At 73.5% G+C, this 15,847-nt stretch carries 14 protein-coding genes; 9 read left to right on the top strand and 5 right to left on the bottom strand.

The genetic code is table 11. The annotated features are described in order from the left end of the window. Together ACQKM2_RS17325 and ACQKM2_RS17320 are read left to right on the top strand one after the other, a co-directional pair. Entirely contained in the window at window positions 1-1,263 is a 1,263-nt protein-coding gene (locus ACQKM2_RS17325) for an MFS transporter (protein WP_427710577.1), read from the top strand. A 24-nt stretch (window positions 1,264-1,287) separates the two neighbouring features. After that, entirely contained in the window at window positions 1,288-2,313 is a 1,026-nt protein-coding gene (locus ACQKM2_RS17320) for a TolB family protein (RefSeq protein WP_427710575.1), read from the top strand. Window positions 2,314-2,364: 51 nt separating this feature from the next. Here the strand turns inward: ACQKM2_RS17320 and ACQKM2_RS17315 are convergent, their stop codons facing one another. Beyond that, window positions 2,365-3,051 (bottom strand): GNAT family N-acetyltransferase, encoded by a 687-nt coding sequence (locus tag ACQKM2_RS17315; RefSeq protein WP_427710573.1) that lies wholly within the window; start codon window positions 3,049-3,051, stop codon window positions 2,365-2,367. Between the two features lie 140 nt (window positions 3,052-3,191). Here ACQKM2_RS17315 and ACQKM2_RS17310 point away from each other — a divergent pair, with 140 nt between their 5' ends. From ACQKM2_RS17310 to ACQKM2_RS17295, 4 genes are all read left to right on the top strand, one after another. After that, on the top strand, window positions 3,192-4,001 hold the full coding sequence (locus tag ACQKM2_RS17310; protein WP_427710571.1) for an alpha/beta fold hydrolase: 810 nt from the start codon (window positions 3,192-3,194) through the stop codon (window positions 3,999-4,001). 90 nt (window positions 4,002-4,091) lie between these two features. Beyond that, window positions 4,092-4,940, top strand: a complete 849-nt coding sequence (locus tag ACQKM2_RS17305) for an alpha/beta fold hydrolase (protein WP_427710569.1) — start codon at window positions 4,092-4,094, stop codon at window positions 4,938-4,940. Window positions 4,941-4,952: 12 nt separating this feature from the next. Continuing rightward, window positions 4,953-5,639, top strand: a complete 687-nt coding sequence (locus ACQKM2_RS17300; RefSeq protein WP_427710568.1) for a (2Fe-2S)-binding protein — start codon at window positions 4,953-4,955, stop codon at window positions 5,637-5,639. A 68-nt stretch (window positions 5,640-5,707) separates the two neighbouring features. Further along, window positions 5,708-7,114 carry an alpha/beta hydrolase family protein gene (locus tag ACQKM2_RS17295; protein ID WP_427710566.1) on the top strand — a complete coding sequence of 469 codons (1,407 nt, stop codon included), beginning with the start codon at window positions 5,708-5,710 and terminating at the stop codon, window positions 7,112-7,114. On the opposite strand, the gene ACQKM2_RS17290 is transcribed toward ACQKM2_RS17295, so the two are convergent. Then, window positions 7,111-8,880 carry a S8 family serine peptidase gene (locus ACQKM2_RS17290; RefSeq protein WP_427710721.1) on the bottom strand — a complete coding sequence of 590 codons (1,770 nt, stop codon included), beginning with the start codon at window positions 8,878-8,880 and terminating at the stop codon, window positions 7,111-7,113. The genes ACQKM2_RS17295 and ACQKM2_RS17290 overlap by 4 nt on opposite strands. 292 nt (window positions 8,881-9,172) lie before the next feature. Next, window positions 9,173-10,588 carry a cation:dicarboxylate symporter family transporter gene (locus tag ACQKM2_RS17285; protein WP_427710720.1) on the bottom strand — a complete coding sequence of 472 codons (1,416 nt, stop codon included), beginning with the start codon at window positions 10,586-10,588 and terminating at the stop codon, window positions 9,173-9,175. 118 nt (window positions 10,589-10,706) lie between these two features. Between ACQKM2_RS17285 and ACQKM2_RS17280 the strand changes: the two genes are divergently transcribed. Continuing rightward, complete coding sequence (locus ACQKM2_RS17280) at window positions 10,707-12,254, top strand: sensor histidine kinase (protein WP_427710719.1); 1,548 nt, start codon at window positions 10,707-10,709, stop codon at window positions 12,252-12,254. Continuing rightward, window positions 12,251-12,949 carry a response regulator gene (locus ACQKM2_RS17275; RefSeq protein WP_427710564.1) on the top strand — a complete coding sequence of 233 codons (699 nt, stop codon included), beginning with the start codon at window positions 12,251-12,253 and terminating at the stop codon, window positions 12,947-12,949. The genes ACQKM2_RS17280 and ACQKM2_RS17275 overlap by 4 nt, the downstream gene beginning before the upstream one ends. Here the strand turns inward: ACQKM2_RS17275 and melC2 are convergent. After that, window positions 12,907-13,752: a tyrosinase MelC2 gene (gene melC2 / locus ACQKM2_RS17270; protein WP_362458102.1), complete on the bottom strand. Its 846-nt coding sequence runs from the start codon at window positions 13,750-13,752 to the stop codon at window positions 12,907-12,909. The genes ACQKM2_RS17275 and melC2 overlap by 43 nt on opposite strands. Then, a complete protein-coding gene (gene melC1 / locus ACQKM2_RS17265; protein WP_405977340.1) occupies window positions 13,752-14,144 on the bottom strand; it encodes an apotyrosinase chaperone MelC1 in 393 nt (130 codons plus the stop codon). The genes melC2 and melC1 overlap by 1 nt, the downstream gene beginning before the upstream one ends. A 298-nt stretch (window positions 14,145-14,442) precedes the next feature. On the opposite strand from melC1, the gene ACQKM2_RS17260 reads away from it, so the two are divergent. Next, window positions 14,443-15,834, top strand: a complete 1,392-nt coding sequence (locus ACQKM2_RS17260) for a glutamate decarboxylase (RefSeq protein WP_427710561.1) — start codon at window positions 14,443-14,445, stop codon at window positions 15,832-15,834. Window positions 15,835-15,847 lie beyond the last annotated feature (13 nt).

The following is a 15,847-nucleotide window of genomic DNA, read 5'->3' as shown; positions in this document are numbered from 1 at the left end:
ATGTACGTCGCGGACAGTCGCGGTACCCCCGCCCCGGCCGAGCCGCAGGCCGCCGCCCCGGGCACCAGCCCGGGGCGGCGCGCCGCCCTCGCCCCCACGGTCCTCGCCCTCGGCACGGTCTCCCTGATCACCGACGTCTCCTCCGAGATGGTCACGGCCGTGCTCCCGCTCTACCTCGTCGCCGGACTCGGCCTCAGCCCCCTCGGCTTCGGCCTGCTCGACGGCCTCTACAACGGCGTCAGCGCCCTGGTCCGGCTCACCGGCGGCCACCTCGGCGACCGCTTCGGCCGCCACAAGGCACTCGCCGGGATCGGCTACGGCCTCTCCGCCCTGTGCAAGCCGCTGCTGCTGCTCGCCCACACCCTGCCCGCCATCGGCGCCGTCCTCGCCCTCGACCGCACCGGCAAGGGCCTGCGCACCGCCCCCCGCGACGCGCTGATCTCCCTGGCCGCCGACCCCGCCGAACGCGGCCGCGCCTTCGGCGTCCACCGCGCCATGGACACCGCCGGCGCGCTCATCGGACCGCTCCTCGCCTTCCTCGTCCTGCGCGGCGCCACCGACGGCTACGACGCCGTCTTCACCGTCAGCGCCTGCGTGGCCGCGCTCGGCGTCCTGGTGCTCGTCCTCTTCGTACCCGGCCGGCGCACCACCCCCGCCGCCGGAGCCGCGCCCGTGTCCCTGCGCGGCGCCCTCGGCCTGCTCCGCGTCCGCGATCTGCGCCGGACCGGGCTCTGCGCCCTCCTGCTGGGCCTGTGCACCGTCAGCGACGCCTTCGTCTTCCTGCTGCTGCAACGGGCCGCGGGGATCGCCGACCGCTGGTTCGCGCTCCTCCCGCTGGGCACCGCCGCCGCGTTCTTCCTGCTGGCCCTGCCGCTGGGCCGGCTCGCCGACCGCGTCGGCCGCCGCACCGTCTTCCTCGGCGGCCACCTCGCGCTGCTCGCCGTGTACGCCCTGCTGCTCACCGGCGCCCAGCACCCGGCCCTGCCCTACGCGGTGCTCCTGCTGCACGGCGGCTTCTACGCCGCCACCGACGGCGTGCTCATGGCCGAGGCGGCCGGAGCCGTCCCTGAGGAGCACCGGGGCGGCGGGCTCGCCCTCGTCCAGACCGGCCAGGCCCTCGCCCGGTTCGCGGCCTCCCTCGGTTTCGGCGCCGCCTGGACCCTCTGGGGTGCCCGGCCCGCCCTCGCCGTGGCCGCGGTCCTGCTCGCCGCAGCTCTCGCCGGATGCCTGTGGCTGCGGCCCGCCGCCGCCCCGCAGGCCTGATCCCCCCATCCCCGAAAGGCCCCCATGACCCTCCAGCGCCGGATCCTGATCCTGGTCACCGCCGTCGTGCTGCTCGCCGGAGTCGGGGTGTTCGCCGTCGTGCGGGCCTCCTCGCGCGCCGCGGAGAAGGACCAGGCCCGAGCCGGCGGGCCGCAGGTCACCCGGGGCGAGGTCTCCCTGGCCCCGGGCGGCGGCAGCCGGATGGTCTTCCGGAACATGGCCTGGGGCCCGCACCGCGACGAGCTCGCCACCGCCCCGGCCGACGCGCCCGGGGGTCCCCGTACCGCCTCCGGCGTCAGCTGCCTGCGCTTCCACGCCGCGGCCGGCACCGGGATCTGCCTCCGGGCCGACAAGGGCGGGGTCCAGGAGAGCTACCGGGCCGTCGTCCTCGACGCCGCCCTCAAGGAGGTGTCGGCGCACCCGCTCGCCGGGATCCCCACCCGCGCCCGGGTCTCGCCCGGCGGGCACCTCGCCGCCTGGACCGTCTTCGTCGGCGGGGACTCGTACGCGGGCACGGACTTCTCCACCCGCACCTCGCTGCTCGACCTGCGCACCGGGAAGCTCGACGCCTCCCTGGAGGACTTCACGGTCCTCAAGGACGGCAAGGAGTACCGCAACGCCGACGTGAACTTCTGGGGCGTGACCTTCACCGCCGACGAGAAGGCCTTCTACGCGACCCTGGCCACCGGCGGCAAGACCTACCTGGTCCGCGGGGACCTCGCCGCGCGCACGGCGACCACCCTCCGGGAGAACCTGGAGTGCCCCTCGCTGTCCCCCGACGGGACGCGGCTGGTGTTCAAGAAGCGGGTGCCGGGACTGCCCGCCGAGGCGCCGTGGCGGCTGTACGTGCTGGACCTGGCCTCCATGCGGGAGACCCCGCTCGCCGAGGAGCGCAGCGTCGACGACCAGGTGGTGTGGCGCGACGACCGGACCCTCGTCTACTCCCTGCCGGGCGACTTCGGAGCCGATCTGTACACCCTGCCCGCCGACGGGAGCGGCGCCCCCGTCCGGCTGGCGGACTCGGCCCTCGCCCCGGCCTTCCTCGGCTGAATCACCGGGAAGGGGCGGGGCGAGGGCCGGGTCGGGGGCGCAGCAGGACCGTTACGCCGGGATCAGCGTCCGGCGCCGGCGGCGGCGCGGGGCGGCGCTGGAGAGCCGCAGCTCGATGATCGAGCGGACGGTGGGCCACTCCTCGTCGAGGATCGAGTAGAAGGCCGTACTGCGCACCGCTCCGTCCAGCCCCCGCGAATGGGCCCGGCGGACCCCCTCGCAGGTGAAGCCGAGACGTTCCATCGCGGCGCGCGAGCGCAGGTTGCGGCCGTCGGCGCGCAGCGAGATCCGCCGCACGCCCCAGGTCTCGAAGGCGTGGCGCAGCATGAGCAGCTTCGCCTCGGTGTTGATGCCGGTGCCCTGGGCGCCCGGGGACAGCCAGGTGTTCCCGATCTCGGCGGCATCGGGGATCGCGGTCGCCGGATCACCGAAGGGGACCCCGGGGACGGCGGGCCACACCAGCGGACCCTGCCAGTAGTCGAGTTCCAGGAACCGGGTCGAACCGACCACCCGACCGTCAGTGGCTCTGACGACGGCGAACGCAAGCGATCGACCCGCTGCCTGATCGGCGAGGGCACGGTCGATGTACTCGTGGGACGCCTGCAACCCGTGCGGAACGGGAGTGAAGGCGTAAGTCGTACGATCCTCGGCCCCGGCCACGGCCAGGGCCTCGGTGTGGTGGGGGGCGAGGGGCTCGAGCCGCACGGAGCGGCCGGCGAGGAGTACGGGTACGGGCACGGAGCCTTCGGTCCTTCTGGGCGGTGGGGTGGTTGCACAGTGTGCGCTCCTGACGTCACCCCCCGCGCAAAACGCGGGTGAAAGGCAACGGGCTGTCAGGTGAACGCGAGTGGCTCAATGTAGCCCCTTAAAGTCCTCTCATGAACCCCCAATTTGGCAATGGCGCGGCATCGTTTTCCGATGACTTCGGTCCCAGGGGCGCGGAGGCCGTCCTACTGGTCCACGGACACCCGTTCAACCGGTCGATCTGGGCGCCCCAGGCGGCGGCGCTGACCGCCGCCGGCTACCGAGTCATAGCCCCTGACCTGCGAGGATACGGGGACAACCCGGCGGTCGGGGAGCGGATCCTGCTCGCGGACTTCGCCGACGACCTGGCCGCTCTCCTCCGGCGCCTGGAAATCGAACGGGCGGTCGTCGGAGGAGTTTCCATGGGCGGGCAGATCGCGCTCGAGCTCCGGTTGCGCCACCCGGGTCTGGTGAGGGCCCTCGTGCTCTCCGACACCTCCCCCGTTCCGGAGACCGAGGACGGCAAGGAGTTCCGCCGGAAGCTCGCCGAACGGCTCCTCGCGGAGGGTATGCGTCCGTATACCGAAGAGGTCATTGACAAGATGCTGGCGCCCTACAACGTCACCGGCCAGCCGGAGGCCGCCGCCCGGGTCACCGCCATGATGTGCGCCACCGACCCCAGGGGAGCGGCGGCGGCCCTGCGCGGGCGGGCCGAGCGGCCCGACTACCGGCCCGTGCTCCGCGCCCTGCCCGAGGAGGTGCCCTGCCTGGTGCTGGTCGGCGAGGACGACGTCTACACCCCGGTCGCCGAGGCCGAGGCGATGTGCGCGCTCGTGCCGCACGCCCGTCTCGCCGTGATCGAGGGGGCCGGGCACCTGCCGGGAGTGGAGCAGCCGGAGGCCTTCAACCGGGCCCTGCTGGAGTTCCTCGCCGTCCTGCCGTGAGGACGGCTGCGCGGTGGACGCCGTTCCGCCGGTTCCGCCGTCGACGAAACGCCCTTACCGCTCGGCGCCGGCGGGGCTAGCCTGCCCGCCATGCGCGAAGTGATCTTGAACGACGGTCGGACGCTGGCGGTCGAGGAATGGGGGGTGCCCGACGGGACCCCCGTCGTCTACCTGCACGGCAGCCCGATGAGCCGGCTGGCCCGCCACCCCGACGACACCCTGTTCCGCCGGCTCGGCGTCCGGCTGATCACCTACGACCGGCCCGGATTCGGGTGCTCCACCCCGCACGAGGGCCGCCGGGTCGCCGACGCCGCCGCCGATGTGGCCGCCGTCGCCGACGCGGTCGGCCTGGACCGCTTCGCGGTGCTCGGCGTGTCCGGGGGCGGGCCGCACGCCCTGGCCTGCGCCGCCGCGCTCCCCGGACGCGTCACCCGGGCGGGAACACTGGCCGCCCTGGCGCCGCGGGACGCGGCCGGGCTGGAGTGGACCGCCGGCATGAACGAGGGGAACCGCCGCAGCGCGGCCGCCGCCCTGACCGGGCGGGCCGCCGTCGCGGAGCACCTCGCGAACGTCGGCACGGCAGGCCTCCCGCCGCTGCCGGAGGTCGAACGGGAGGTCCTCTCCCGGCCGGACGTGAGCGCCATGCTGGGCGCCGCCTTCGCCGAGGCGGTCCGTCCGGGGCCGGCCGGCTGGGTGGACGACGTCGTGGCGCTCTTCGGCACCGGCTGGGGCTTCGACCCGGCGGACGTCCGGGTGCCGGTCAGGCTCTGGCACGGCGGCCTGGACACCCTCGTCCCGCCGGCGCACGGCCAGTGGCTGGCCGCGCGCATCCCGGGCGCGACGCTGCGGCTGCAGGCCGATGCCGGGCACGGCGGCCACTTCGACGCCACCCCCGGGATGCTCGGCTGGCTCGTCGGCCGCGCCGACGGACCCGCCTGAGATCATCCGGGGATGGACATGGACGACGTACTGCGCCGGCTGGCCGCCGTCGGGCCCTTCTTCTCCGTCCCGTACGGCGCCGAACCGCCCGGACCGGGCTTCCGGCCGCTCGCGGAGCTCTACGGGGAGCGGCTGGGCCCCTACGTCGAGGAGGTGGGCCGCCGCGTCCGGAGCGGCCCGGGACGGGTGGCGGCCTCCACGGCCCAGTTCGGGATCGCCTCCCGGCTGTGGTCGCTGGGCCTGGGCTGCGCCGCCCTGTCCGGACGGCTGCCGGACCTGGACCCCGGCCGGGTGTGGTGGCGGCTGCCCGGGGCGGGCTCGCTGGAGCTGTGGCTGCCCGAGCCGGCCGCGGACCTGCCCGCCGACGCCCTCGGGGAGAGCGTCCTCGGGAACCTCGCCCTGCTGGACGCCGCCCTGCGCGAGCGGTACGGGGTCTCCGCGAAGGTGCTGCGCGGCAACGCCGCCTCGGGGCTGGTCGGCGCCCTGCGCGTGTTCCTCGACCGGGTCCCGGACGAGGAGGGCGCCGCGGCGGCGGAGCTGGCGGGGAGCCTCCTCGCCGACGGCGGGGCACTGGCCGGCACGGGCTCCTTCGTCCACGAACCGGGGCTGGGCGTGGCCTTCGTACGGCGCAGCTGCTGCCTCTACTACCGGGTGCCGGGCGGCGGACTCTGCGGGGACTGCGTGCTGCGCACGCGATAGGCCCGTTCGGAGCAGCGGCCCGGGCGGCGGGCGGGCGCGGCGGGGGGTTTCCTCCTAGCGTCCAGGGCATGGACGCTCGAACACCGCGACACCCGGCCGGGGTCTCCCGCCGCACCGCGCTCACCGGCCTCGCCGCGGGGTCCGTCGCCGGACCCCTGGCCCTCGCGGGCTGCGCGGCCCGGGCCGAGAGCCGGCCCGCCGCCGCGGCCGCCCCCGACCCCGCACCCGGGGCGATGAGGCTCTTCGCCGACCCGGGCTTCGAGTTCGCCGGGCTCTTCGCGCTCGGCGGCGCGGGCATGCGGGCCTCCGAGGCCGGCGAGGTGCTGACCATCGTCAACGCGATCAACACGGCCGGGCTGTCCGAGCAGACCTTCAGCGACACGTTCCGCTCCTGGGGCGACAAGCTCTCCGCACCCCCGCCCGGGGGCGGTGCCGGCGGAGGACTCCCCACGCAGACCCGGCGGTTCCGCTCGCTGCGCGCCGCGCAGTACTACGCCCAGGCCCTGTTCTACGTCCTGGGCACGAACCGGCCCGGGGACGAGAAAGCGGTCTACCAGGCCGGACGCGGGGCCTGGGACGCCTTCGCCCGGCTCTGCTCCCCGGCCGCGGTCACCGCGAAGGTCCCCTACGGCGGGACCCACCTGCCGGTGTGGTTCTTCCGCCCCGAGGGGCCGTCCGAACGGCGCCCGACCGTCATCCTGACCAACGGCAGCGACGGCCAGGACGTCGACATGTGGACGTACGGGGTCAGTGCGGCCCTCGACCGGGGCTGGAACGCCCTGGTCTACGACGGCCCCGGCCAGGGACAGCTGCTGTTCGTCGAGGAGATCCCCTTCACCACCACCTGGGAGAAGGTGGTGACCCCGCTCGTCGACTGGCTCGTGGCGCGCCCTGACGTGGACGGCGCCCGCATCGCCCTCACCGGCCTCAGCATGGGCGGCAACCTCGTGGCCCGGGCCGCCGCCTTCGAGCAGCGGCTGGCCGCCGTCGTCTGCCAGCCGGGCTGCGTCAGCCCCTGGCTGGGGTTCGACAAGGAGCTGCGGGACCTCGTCACGCCCGACAAGGCGGGGACCAACCGGGTGTGGAACGAGGAGGTGGTCCCGGAGCTGACGCCGCAGCTGCGCTTCACCGTGAAGAAGCGCCTGGAGATCTTCGACCGGCAGGCGCTGCGCCAGGCCCGCGAGGGCAAGGTGCCCACCGACCTGTGGACGCCCGCCCAGGTGGCCATCGGCATGGACGTCACCGGGCTCGTGCCGCGGATCAAGGCGCCGACCCTCGTCATGGACTACGACTTCGAGCAGTTCTATCCGGGCCAGCCGCGGCGGATGTACGACCTGCTGCGGGGGCGGCGCGACTACGTGAAGATGACGCAGGCCACCGGGGCGCAGTTGCACTGCTCCCCGATGGCCCCGCAGCAGCACTGCGACATCGTCTTCGACTGGCTGGCTGACGTGCTTGCGCCGGGCAGGTCCTAGAAGGTGAGGTTCCAGGAGTCGATCTTGCCGGTGTCGCCGCCCGCGTTGTCGTTCACACGGAGCTTCCAGGTGCCGTTCGCGACCTCGGAGGAGGCGTTGACGGTGTAGGTCTGGTTGATGTTGTCCGTGCTGCCGCCGGCCCGGTTGTGGACCGTGTAGACGGTGCCGTCGGGGGCGACCAGGTCGACCTTCAGGTCACCGATGTAGGTGTGCGCGATGTTCACGCCCACCTTGAGCGTGGCCGGGGCGTTGCCGGTCACACCGGTGACGGTGATCGGGCTCTCCACCGTGGTGTTGTCGCCGATGGCGAAGTCCGCGGTGTTCTCGAAGTACTTGCCGGCCGGGGGAGTGGAGCCGCCGACCGCCTTCAGCGCGTCGACCTGGCCCTCGCCGAAGAAGGCGTTGTTGGCCGTGGTGCCGGTGCACCGGCTGTCCGACGGGCAGGGGATGTCGTTGGCCTGGGTGGCCAGCTTGGCGCGGATCTGCGCGGGGGTGAGCGTCGGGTCGGCGCTCACCATCAGCGCGGCGACACCCGCGACGTGCGGGCTGGCCATCGAGGTGCCGCTCTTGCTGCCGTACTTGCCGCCCGGCAGCGTGGAGTAGACGTCCTGGCCCGGGGCCGCGACGTCGATGATGCCCTGGCCGAAGTTGGAGAACGAGGCCTTGGTGGTGCCGGTGCCGTTCGCCGCGACCGTCACCACGCCCGGCAGTTCGGTCGGGATGTCGACGCAGGCGTTGGTGATGGTGCGGGTGACCGGGGTCGAGTCGTTGGGGCTCGCCGTGTCGGTCGTCTTGTGGGCCAGGTCGTAGTTCTCGTTGCCGGCCGCGGCGACCTGCAGCGAGCCCTTGCCCTCGGCGTACGCCTGGGCGCGGGTGACGCCCTCGATGATGGCGGCCTGGTCCTCGTTGTCCGGGCAGTTGAACTGCCACGGGTCGGTGTAGTAGCTGTTGTTGGTGACCTTGAAGCCGTGGTCACCGGCCCACACGAAGCCGCAGATGGTGTTCTCGGCGAAGAAGAACGAGTTGCCCGGCTCGGCCACGCGGACCGCGGAGATCTTCACGTTCGGGGCGACGCCGACGACGCCCTTGCCGTTCTTGGCGGCGGCGATGGTGCCCGCCACGTGCGTGCCGTGGGTGTCGACGTCGCGCCAGGCGCCGGCACGGGTGTCGGGCTTGCCGTAGGCGCAGGAGACCGAGTCGGCGGCGTTGAAGTTCGGTGCCAGGTCCTGGTGCTGGTCGTCCACACCGGTGTCGAGGATGCCGACCTTGACGGCGGCCGAACCGGCGTTGACGGCCCAGGCCTGGTCCGCCTTGATCTGGCTCATGTCGGCGCGGACCGGCTCGCCGGCCGGGGTGGTCGACTGGGCCGGGTTGGCGGGCAGGGCCGGGTTGTAGGCGTCGGCCGGGACGTCCGAGGTACGGGTGGCGCCGACCTTCTGGACCCCGCTGACCCCGCGCATCGTCTGGGCGAAGGTGCCGGAGGCCGAGTGGGCGACGATCACGCCGATCGCGTCGTAGTACGAGAAGACCGTGCCGCCGTTGGAGGCGACGGCCGAGCGTACCGCCGAGCTGTCACCGGGAGCGGTGATCACGAGGTAGGCGCGGGTGCCGGCGGCCCAGGTCGCACTCTGGGAAGCCGGGGCCGCAGCCTTGGGGGCCGCCGCCGGGGCGGAGGCCGGGGAGCCGGAGGGACCGACGGGAGCGGTGCCGGCGAGTGCGGCGGGAGCTCCGAAGGTGAGGGCGGCACCGAGAGCGGCCGCCAGCACCATCGCACGTCGAGGTCGGCTGGATATGTGGGGTATCAATGCGTCCTCCGAAGACGGCCCGGCGGTGCTGGTGGCACCTACCGGGCCGTACGAAACGAGTGGTGGACGCAAGATGTCAGACGCGCCGCCCCTGAGGGAAGTACCTTTTAGCGCAGCAGAGTTGAAGATCACATGGCCGAAAATGGCGGTTCGCGGTCGTTCGTGGACGTTTGACGCGGGGTCCGGCCGGGCTGGGCACCGTGGGGGCGAGCCCTGCCCGGCCGGAACCCGCGGGTGTGCGGGGCCCGGAGGCTCAGGCCGGCACACCGTCCTTGGGGCCGCTCGCCGGCCCGGGCACGGCCGGCGGGGCGGGCTCGACCGGTTCACCGGGCGCCGTGTGGCCGTCGTCCACCAGCGTGGTCTCGTCGAAGGGCAGCCGCCCGGCGAGGACTTCGGCGGCCCGGTCGCGGTCGAACTCCTTCGTCCACGTCCCGATCAGGACGGTCGCGACGGCGTTGCCCGCGAAGTTCGTCAGCGCCCGCGCCTCGCTCATGAAGCGGTCGATGCCGACGATCAGGCCCACCCCGTCGACCAGTTCGGGCCGGTGCGACTGGAGTCCGCCCGCCAGGGTGGCGAGGCCCGCGCCGGTGACCCCGGCCGCGCCCTTGGACGCCACGATCATGAAGAGGAGCAGCGAGACCTGCTCGCCCAGGGCCAGCGGCTTGCCCATCGCCTCCGCGACGAACAGCGAGGACATGGTCAGGTAGATGGCGGTCCCGTCCAGGTTGAACGAGTAGCCGGTCGGCACGGTGATGCCGGTGACCGGCCGGGAGACGCCCAGGTGCTCCATCTTCGCGATCAGCCGCGGCAGGGCCGACTCGGAGGAGGAGGTCGACAGGATCAGCAGGAACTCCCGGCCCAGGTAGCGCAGCAGCGCGAAGACGCTGACCCCCGTGCAGACCCGCAGCAGGGTGCCCAGCACCACGAAGACGAAGAGCAGACAGGTGGTGTAGAAGCCGATCATGATGACCGCGAGGGACTTCAGCGCGTCGATCCCGGTCGCCCCGACCACCGCCGCGATCGCCCCGAAGGCGCCGACGGGCGCCACCCACATGATCATCGCCAGCACGCGGAACACCAGCTTCTGCACGTGCCCGATCCCGCGCAGCACCGGCTCGCCCGCCCGGCCCATCGCCTGGAGCGCGAACCCGCACAACAGCGCCACCAGCAGCGTCTGCAGCACCTCGCCCCCGGTGAAGGCGGAGACCAGGGTGGTCGGGATGATCCCCAGCAGGAACTCCTGGGTGCTCTCCGCCCCGCCCGCCTTGGCCTGCGCCTCGCCGGCCCGTGCCGCGGCCTCGGTCAGGTGCAGTCCGCTGCCCGGCTCCAGCAGGTTCCCCACCAGGAGCCCGATGGCCAGCGCCACCGTGGACATCACCATGAAGTAGCCGAGGGCCAGCCCGCCCACGGCGCCGACCTTGGCGGCCTTGCGGACCGACCCGATGCCCAGCACGATCGTGCAGAAGATCACGGGCGAGATCATCATCTTGATGAGGTTCACGAAGCCGGTGCCCAGCGGCTTCAGCTCCACGGCCACGCCGGGCGCGGCGAAGCCGACGGCGATGCCGAGCAGCACCGCGGCGATCACCGCGATGTAGAGGTAGTGGGTTCTGTCGCGTCTGGCGGCCATGTCGCGCTCCTGGGTGGTGAGGTCGTTCCGGGAGACCATCGCCCACCCTGTGACCCCGGTCACCCTTGCGTTCATTGAGTTCACGGCCCGGTGCACACTGAGCGCCATGTTCCGCTTCCCCCGGCCGCCCCGCAGCCTCGCCGGCCAGCTCTTCGCGATGCAGGTCCTGCTGGTCGCGCTCGTCGTCGCCGGCTGCGCGGTCTTCGCGTACGCCACCGCCCGCGACCAGGCCGAGGACGCCGCCCGGCGGCAGGCCGGAGCGGTGGCCCGGGCCGTCGCGGACTCGCCCTCCGTACGCGAGGCCGTGCGCGCCGGCGCGCAGGGGGCCGGTCCCTCGGCCGAGCTCCAGCCCTACGCGGAGCGGGTGCGCACCGACTCCGGCGTGGACTTCGTGACGATCATGGCCCCGGACGGGCGGCGCTGGACCCACCCCGACCCGCGCCGCATCGGCGAGCGCTTCCTCGGCAACACCGCCCCGGCCCTGCGCGGCGGCACCTTCAGCGAGACCTACACCGGCACCCTCGGCCCCTCCATCCGCGTGGTCACCCCGCTGCGGGACGCGGACGGCTCCGTCATCGGCCTGGTCAGCGCGGGCATCACCGTCCGGGCCGTCAGCGCCCGCCTCGCGGCACAGCTCACCGCCCTCGCCTGGGTGGCCGCCGGGGCACTGTCCCTCGGCGCGGTGGGTACGTACGTGGTCAACGCCCGGCTGCGCCGCCACACCCACGGCATGGACGCCGCCGGGCTGAGCCGGATGTACGACTACCACCAGGCGGCCCTGCACGGGGTCCGGGAAGGGCTGCTGATGCTCGACGGCCAGCGCAGGATCACCCTCATCAACGACGCGGGCCGGGAACTGCTCGGCCTGCGCGGGGAGGTCACCGGAACCGGCGTCGCCGACCTGGGCCTGCCCGCACCGCTCACCGGGGCGCTGCTCGCCGACCGGCCCCGGGTGGACGAGGTGCACCTGAGCGCGGAGCGGGTCCTCGTCGTCAACAGCTCGCCGGTGGCCGGCGGCGGCCGCCGCGGCACCGTGGTGACCCTGCGGGACCACACCGAACTCCAGGTGCTGGCCGGGGAGCTGGACCACGAGCGCGGGTTCACCCAGGCCCTGCGCTCCCAGGCGCACGAGGCGGCCAACCGGCTGCACACCGTGGTCTCCCTGATCGAACTGGGCCGCAGCGAGGAGGCGGTGGAGTTCGCCACCGCCGAACTGGAGCTGGCCCAGGCGCTGACCGACGAGGTCGTCGCGGCCGTGGGCGAGCCGGTGCTGGTCGCCCTGCTGCTGGGCAAGGCCGCGCAGGCGCACGAGCGCGGCATCGAGCTGGTCGTCACCCCGGAGTGCGGGGCGATCGAGGCGGGGCCGGGGGTGCCGCCGGCCCGGGACCTGGTGACGGTGCTCGGGAACCTGGTCGACAACGCCCTCGACGCCCTGACGGGGGTCCCGGGCGGGCGGATCACCGTCACCGTGCGCCGGGACGCGGCCGGGCTGCTGCTGCGGGTCGCGGACAACGGGCCGGGCCTGCCCGAGGGGGCGGACGTCTTCCGGCGGGGCTGGTCGGGCAAGGGGGAGGGGCGGGGCCTGGGCCTGGCCCTGGTCCGCCAGGTGGCCCACCGGCACGGCGGCTCGGTGGAGGCCGGCGACGCCCCCGGCGGCGGTGCGGCGTTCACCGCGCGGCTCCCGCTCGCGGGCGGTGCGGCGTGAGCGGGCCGGTGCGGGTCCTGATCGTCGAGGACGACCCCGTCGCCGCCGACGCGCACGCGCTCTACGTCGGCCGGGTGCCCGGCTTCACCGCCGTGGCGGCCGTCCACTCGCTGGCCGAGGCCACCCGGGTGCTGGAGCGCACCCCCGTCGACCTGCTGCTGCTCGACCTCACCCTGCCCGACGGCCACGGCCTGCGCTTCGCGCGCGGACTGCGGGCGGCCGGGCACCCCGCCGACGTGATCGCGGTGACCTCGGCGCGGGACCTGGCCATGGTCCGCGAGAGCGTGTCACTGGGGGTGGTGCAGTACGTCCTCAAGCCGTTCGCCTTCCCCACCCTGCGCGAACGGCTGCTGCGCTACGCCGAGTTCCGGGCCGCGGCCGGCGAGGCGGCGGGCCAGGACGACGTGGACCGGGCGCTCGCCGCACTGCGCGCGCCCGCCTCGGCCCAGCTGCCCAAAGGGCTCAGCGCCCCGACCCTGGACCGGGTCGCGGCGCTGCTGCGGGCGGCGCCCGGGGGGCTGACCGCCGCGGGGGCGGCCGAGGCGGCCGGGATCTCGCGGATCACCGCCCGCCGGTACCTGGAGCACCTGGTGGACACCGGGCGCGCGGACCGTACGCCCCGGTACGGCCAGGTCGGCCGCCCCGAGCTGCACTACCGCTGGCTGGCGGCGGCCGGCTCGGTGTCGAACGTGTAGAACTTCCGGTGGTCGAGCATGTCCGCCGGGGTCACGTCGTTCCACGGCCGCATCGTGTCGCGCAGGTCGACCACGTTCGGGGTGCCGGCGGCCGGGAGGTAGGTCGAGTTGGGGTTCTTCGCCTGCCAGTCCGCCCAGAGCTTGTCCACGAAGGCGTGGTGCATCCAGAAGACCGGGTCGTTGGGGGAGACGCCGGTGGCCATCTGGCCGCCGACCCACACGTGCACCCGGTTGTGGAGGTTGGCGCCGCGCCAGCCCTCCAGGTTGTTGCGGAAGCCGTTGGAGGAGCTGTTCCAGGGGGCCATGTCGTAGACGGGCATGGCCAGTACGGCGTCCACCTCGGCCCGCGTCGGCAGCTGGGCGACGCCCTCGCCGAGCGCGCGCCGCAGGTAGGAGCGGCCGTCGACACGGACCGCTACCTCCCACTTGCCCGTCGCGTAGGCGAAGGGGCCGTCCATGACCTGTCCGTCGCGGGCGCGGCCGGTGCCGCCGAGGAAGTCGGCGGCCCAGAGGGAGGAGCGGGAGGTGCGGTCGGCGGTCCAGTCCCAGTACGGGAGCGTGACGCTCTTGTCCACCGCCTGAAGAGCCGCTTCGAACTCCAGCAGAAAGCGGCGGTGCCAGGGGAGGAACGAGGGGGAGCGGTGGCCCACCCGGTCGCCCGAGTCGGTGTCGCTCATGATGAACCCGTTGTGGGTCGTGACGAAGCGGTCGTAGCGGCCGGTGCGCTTGAGTTCGAGCAGCGCGTTGGTGAAGGCGCGCTTCTCCTCGGCGGTCAGCGTGGCCTGGTTCTTGCGGACGGCCATCACATGCCGCCCATCTGCATCGGGGCGAGCTGGGAGCCCTGGAGCTCGCGCACGGCGGCCCGGGCCAGCGAGGCGGGGTCGGCGAAGGTCTCGTAGTGGTTGACGACGCTGATCCAGGTGCCGTCGGCGTTGCGCATGACGTGCAGCTCGCGGCCGTCGATGCGGACGGTCGGCATCCCTGCGCCGCCGTGGTGGCCACCGTGGTGACCGCCGCCGGTGGCGGGGGATATCTGGATGCGGCGGCCCTGGTACACCTCGTCGACGGTGCCGGCCGGGGTGGTGGCGGCACGGGAGTCGGTGGCGGCGGCGTGCGCGGTGGCGCCCGCGATGCCGAGGACGGTGAGTGCGCCGGCAGTGGTGCCCAAGGCCTGCCGACGGGTGATCTTGTTCATGGCCGAAGAACTATCAGGGCCTGTACGCCAGTTGACCGCTATCCGGACATCGGCGGATAAGTTCTATATAGAACCATTTGGGCGATCTTCCCGTCCGGACCGGCTCCAGTGGCCCGGACGGGAAGATCTACGGAAGAAATACTACTGGACGGTAATTTTTTCGGCCCGGCGGGGGGTCCTATGGAGGGGGTCACATCCGGGACTCGGCCGGAAGCCGTGCCGGAAACCGCCCCGCGCGACCGGTTTTCCAGGGCTCCTGGAGCCGGACTATCCGGTGATTTGCCCCTATAGTCCGGATATGGCTCTTCATCAGACGAAGGACACGCACGCCCGCGACGACGGGACGGACGTGTTCGCGTCCGCCCTGAGCGGCCAGATCCTCCCGAAGTACCGGATCCCCGACGACCACTCGCCCGCCGAGGTCGTCTACTCGCTCCTGCACAACGAGCTGCTCCTCGACGGCAACGCCGCCCAGAACCTCGCCACCTTCTGCACCACCTGGTCCGACGACGCCGTGCACCGCCTGATGGACGAGTGCCTCGACAAGAACATGATCGACAAGGACGAGTACCCGCAGACCGCCGAGATCGAGGCCCGCTGCGTCAACATCCTGGCCGACCTCTGGAACGCCCCGCCCGGCCACGTCGGCACCGGCTGCTCCACCACCGGCTCCAGCGAGGCCGCCATGCTCGGCGGGCTGGCCCTCAAATGGCGCTGGCGCGAGCGCCGCCGTGCCGAGGGCAAACCCGCCGACCGCCCCAACCTGGTGTGCGGCCCGGTCCAGATCTGCTGGGAGAAGTTCGCCCGCTACTTCGACGTCGAGCTGCGCCAGGTCCCCCTGGAACCCGGCGCCACCGGCCTGCGCCCCCACCAGCTCGCCGCGTACGTCGACGAGAACACCATCGGCGTCGTCGCCATCCTCGGCGTCACCTACACCTGCGACTACGAACCCGTCGCCGAGATCGCCGCCGCCCTCGACCGGATCCAGGCCGAGCACGGCTGGGACGTCCCCGTCCACGTGGACGCCGCCAGCGGCGGCTTCGTCGCCCCCTTCCTCCACCCCGACACGGTCTGGGACTTCCGGCTGCCGCGCGTGGCCTCCGTCAACACCTCGGGGCACAAGTACGGACTCGCCCCCCTCGGCGTCGGCTGGATCGTCTGGCGCACCGCCGACCTGCTCCCCGCCCAGCTGGTCTTCGACGTGGACTACCTGGGCGGCGACATGCCCACCTTCGCCCTCAACTTCTCCCGCCCCGGCGGCGAGGTCATCGCCCAGTACTACCTCTTCCTGCGCCTCGGCCGCGGCGGCTACCGGCGCGTCCAGCAGGCCTGCGCCGACACCGCCCGCTACCTGGCCGCCGAGATCGAGGGCATGGGGCCCTTCACCCTGCTCTACGACGGCCAGGGCGGCCTGCCCGCCGTCGCCTACACCCTCACCGACCCGGCCGGAGCGGGCTTCAGCCTCTACGACCTCTCCGACCGGCTGCGGATGCGCGGCTGGCAGGTCCCCTCGTACCCGCTGCCCGCCGACCGGCAGGACACCGTCATCCAGCGCGTGCTGGTCCGGCACGGGGTGACCCGCGACCAGATCGCCCTGCTCGTCGAGGACCTGCGCCGGGCCGTGGAACACCTCACCGCCACACCCCAGCCCGTCCCCGCCGCCGCACCCCGGTCCGGCTTCCACCACTGACCGGCGGCCCGCC

The organism is Streptomyces sp. NPDC004126 (assembly GCF_050275515.1).
Lineage (GTDB): Bacteria > Actinomycetota > Actinomycetes > Streptomycetales > Streptomycetaceae > Streptomyces.
Note: the sequence above shows the minus strand (reverse complement) of the source record. Positions and strands in the feature narration are given on the sequence as shown.